Source organism: Stenotrophomonas sp. PS02289, assembly GCF_029960115.1.
Classification (GTDB): Bacteria; Pseudomonadota; Gammaproteobacteria; order Xanthomonadales; family Xanthomonadaceae; genus Stenotrophomonas.
In genome coordinates this window covers 1-760 of sequence record NZ_JASCOZ010000346.1, presented here as the reverse complement: position 1 = coordinate 760, position 760 = coordinate 1, and the positions used below count along the sequence as shown (strand labels likewise).

The following is a 760-nucleotide window of genomic DNA, read 5'->3' as shown; positions in this document are numbered from 1 at the left end:
CTGCACGGGCGGCAACGGGCGCGGCGGCGGCGACCGGTTCGGGCGCGGGAGCCGGTGCCACGGGGACCACGGGTGCCTCCGGCACCACAGGCACGCTGTCGCGCCACGGCTGCGCGGGGGCGGGTTCGGGCGCGGCGGCGGCGAAACGGGCCTCTTCCAGCGCGGCCACGCGCCGGCGCAACCCACCAATCATCACCAACGCCACCACCAGCAGCACGGGCATGGCCAGCAGGACCAGCACGGCCAGGACAATCAACGCTTCCATTCCACGTCATCCTCAATCAAACGCCGCACCCATCCCCATGGGCGGGTACCTGCGGCACGCGGTCATCCTACCTGATGTGCCGGGCTGGGCAGGTTCCCCGCTGCGGTCGCAGAGGTTACGTAGAGCCGGGCTCTGCCCGGCTGCTGTTGGTTTTTGGCGAACAGCCCTCGGCTGCCGATCTACGAGTCTGGGGCCGGTGGCCATGGGAAATGCCACATCAACGGCGGTGTCGATCCGGGGCCATGCGTTACCGGATGTTGTCCATTTCACGGCCGTCGTCTGTCGACCGACGCTACCGGGCCGCGCGTGCTTTTGATCTTCCTTGGCCACCGACGCACTGTCGTGGCGGGTCGGGGTGGGCTGGAGGGGGCGTGAGCCGCATGGGTCGGGCGCATGCGCCCGACGGGTTGGGCACGACGCCCAACCCCGGCCTTGCCGTGTGCGCAGGATTGCGCCCCCGAGCCAGCGGCGATCGAGGCTACAGGGACGTACTTG

General features: G+C 70.0%; 1 protein-coding gene. It reads right to left on the bottom strand.

Annotated elements, in window-relative coordinates:
- Positions 1 to 265, bottom strand: a 265-nt coding sequence (locus tag QMX83_RS21540) for a hypothetical protein (RefSeq protein WP_282298662.1), incomplete at its 3' end; no start/stop codon positions are given.
- Positions 266 to 760: the final 495 nt, after the last annotated feature.